General features: G+C 71.6%; 3 protein-coding genes and 1 pseudogene. All 4 read right to left on the bottom strand.

Annotated elements, in window-relative coordinates; genetic code table 11:
- Positions 1 to 239 (bottom strand): helix-turn-helix domain-containing protein (locus tag AOK16_RS24440; RefSeq protein WP_157859343.1); only part of this gene is annotated, 239 nt, incomplete at its 3' end.
- A 148-nt stretch (positions 240 to 387) separates the two neighbouring features.
- Positions 388 to 492: pseudogene (locus AOK16_RS26875) on the bottom strand (type I methionyl aminopeptidase); the annotation flags it as partial.
- Positions 493 to 531: 39 nt separating this feature from the next.
- Positions 532 to 1,314, bottom strand: coding sequence for a sulfite exporter TauE/SafE family protein (locus tag AOK16_RS24445; RefSeq protein ID WP_055474273.1), 783 nt, complete (start codon positions 1,312 to 1,314; stop codon positions 532 to 534).
- A gap of 22 nt (positions 1,315 to 1,336) precedes the next feature.
- Positions 1,337 to 2,512, bottom strand: coding sequence for a TauD/TfdA family dioxygenase (locus AOK16_RS24450; RefSeq protein WP_055474274.1), 1,176 nt, complete (start codon positions 2,510 to 2,512; stop codon positions 1,337 to 1,339).
- Between the last annotated feature and the right edge of the window lie 150 nt (positions 2,513 to 2,662).

The raw sequence follows: 2,662 nt of genomic DNA on the forward strand, positions 1-2,662 counted from the left end.
GCGCCGAGGAGCCATACCGCGTCGATGCGGCCCGCGTCGGCGATCCGGGCGAGCTCGGCGACGGTGAACCGGCGGCTGCCGCTGAGGGACCGGGACAGCTTGGAGGGGTCCATGACGATCCGCCGCGCGAACTCCCGCTGGCTGCAACCGGCCTCCCCGATGACCTGCCGCACCCGCTCGGCGACGTCGCCACCGGCGTCGGGCACTCGGCTACCGGGGCTACCGGCTTGATGCTGCATGCCCGCCAGAGTAGGGATGCGTTGAGATAAACGCAACGCCAGGCACGGCAGTGATCTCAACACCCCTTGCCATATGAGGAAGATGCCAGGCATTGCGTACTGACTGATGAATCAGTCGGGCATCGCAACACCGCTCCGAGACCAGGCCTTAGGGCAGGGTCAGCACGCGCGGCCCCTCGTCCGTGATCGCGACCGTGTGCTCGAAGTGGGCGGCCCGACTGCCGTCGCAGGTGCGGAGCGTCCAGCCGTCCGCCACAAGTGCGCGGTATGAGTGTGCGCTTCGAACGCGAGGTCAGGCCGCCGCCCACTGGTCGTAGGCCAGCTTGCACACCAGGCCCACCACGACCACCACGAGCACGCCCCGTACGAATCCGCTGCCCTTCTTGAGCGCCATCCGCGCGCCCAGCAGGCCGCCGCCCAGGTTGAACAGCGCCATTCCGCCGGCCAGTTGCCACAGGACAGTGCCCTGGGCGGTGAACATGACCAGGGCCCCGAAGTTGGTGCACACGTTGACGACCTTGGTAGTCGCGGAGGCGGTGACCAGGTCCATATGGAGGATGGCGGCGAGGGCGATGACCAGGAAGGTGCCGGTCCCGGGGCCGATCAGGCCGTCGTAGAAGCCGATGCCGAGGCCCGCGACGAGGATCGCGGCCAGCACGCGCTGCCGGGTGGCCGGGCCGGGTGCGGGGGCGGTGCCGAAGGAGGGACGCAGGAGGACGAAGGCCAGGACTCCGAGCAGGACCACGATAATGAGCGGCCGCAGCACGGCGCTGTCGATGCCCGCGGCGAAGAACGCCCCGGCGAGGGAACCGCCGATCGCCGCGAGCCCGATCCGTACCGCCGTCCGCACGTCCACGGGCGCCTTGCGCGTGTACGTGATGGCGGCAGCCGAGGTGCCGACGATGGACACGGCCTTGTTGGTGCCGAGCACGTACGCAGTCGGCACGTGCGGAAGTCCGACCAGGAGGGCGGGGAGTTGGAGCAGGCCGCCACCGCCGACCACGGCGTCCACCCAGCCGGCCGCCGCGGCGGCGACGCAGAGGAGGATCAACGTTGTCAGCGGTATGTCGGGCACGGCGGTCACTCTCCGGTCGCGGTCACGGCGGTGGGGCGGCCAGGCGCAGGCGGGAGCGCATCGCGTAGCAGCGGCGAAGCCACCGGGCCTCGCCGGGCGGGGCGGGCTCGAAGGAGGCCCGGCGGTGCAACACCCTACGGTTGTCGAACAGGTGGAACGCACCTGCCCCCACCAGCACGGAAACCCCTTCGAGGCCGGCGAGGCAGTCCTCGAACCAGCGCAGGGCCGCCCGCGCCCACGCCGTCTGCCCGGTGACGCGGCCCGGCCCGTAGCGCAGGGCGGAGCTGCCGTCGCGGAGAGTCCACAGCAGGGGGACGTCCGTGCGGACAGGCGGCTCGCCACCGGGGTACGGGGCGTTGGCGGCGTATGGGGCGTTCGACACGTATGGGGCGGAGCGGGCGCTGTGTGGAATGTGCCCGCCGGTGGCCGTGCCGGGCGGATCGTACGGGCCGAGGTGCGCGCCGGTGTGTGTGCCGTACGAGCTGGTGTGCGCGAGGTGCAGGTTGTGCGCGCCGCGCGCCGGGGCGTACGACTCGGGCGCCTTCACGGCGAACTGCGGCCTGCGCAGCTCCCCCGCGACGCGCTCGGGGAGTTCGGCGAGAACGGTGTCGACGGGCAGTAACTCGGTCGGAACGCCCTCGGCGTTGCGGATGCCGTAGAAGGAGAGGAAGTGGGGTATCGCGGCCGACGGGGCCGCGCAGGCGCCATGTTCGAGCACCGAGTCGTCGGTGTGCCAGGCGAGTTGGCAGGCGTGGCCCCAGGATGTGCGGGTGCGGGCGGCGCCGGCACTGGGCGCCACGTTGCGGATCAGCCGCCCCTCGTTCTCCCAGGCGTAGGCGACCGGGTCCAGCCCGAGCAGCCGCAGCAGACCGAACTGCACGAGGTTGGGAACCTTCAGCCGTTCTTCGGTGTATTCATCGCAGAAGCCCGCTCGGGGGGTGGGCACGCGGTGAACGGACCGGGGGAGGTTCGACAGTGTCAGCCAGGGGATGCCGGAGTGCTGCCATGCGGCGAGCGCCTGGAGCAGCTCTCCGGGCAGGTGCGCTCTCAACTGCCGCGCGCCGTGCGAGAGATAGTGCCGCACGTCGGCGTCGGGGACGGCGGAGCCGAGATCCGCCACCGCCATGAGCGCGGCGGCAGCTGCGTCACGCGCACCGTCGGGGACGCGAATCGGGACAGTGGGGGGTAGGACGGACATGATCACGACACTAGGGGGCGTATCCCCGCCCGCTTTGGGAGTTGAGGGACATCTGAGGTTCGGGCGCCCGCCTCGGGGGCCGGCGGGCCTGGGCTGGGGCGGAGTGCGGCCTCGCCCGGGCCTGTGGGGTGGTCAGGGAGCCGCCTGAGC

The sequence above is a fragment of the Streptomyces pathocidini genome, assembly GCF_001418495.1.
GTDB classification, from domain to species: Bacteria; Actinomycetota; Actinomycetes; order Streptomycetales; family Streptomycetaceae; genus Streptomyces; species Streptomyces pathocidini.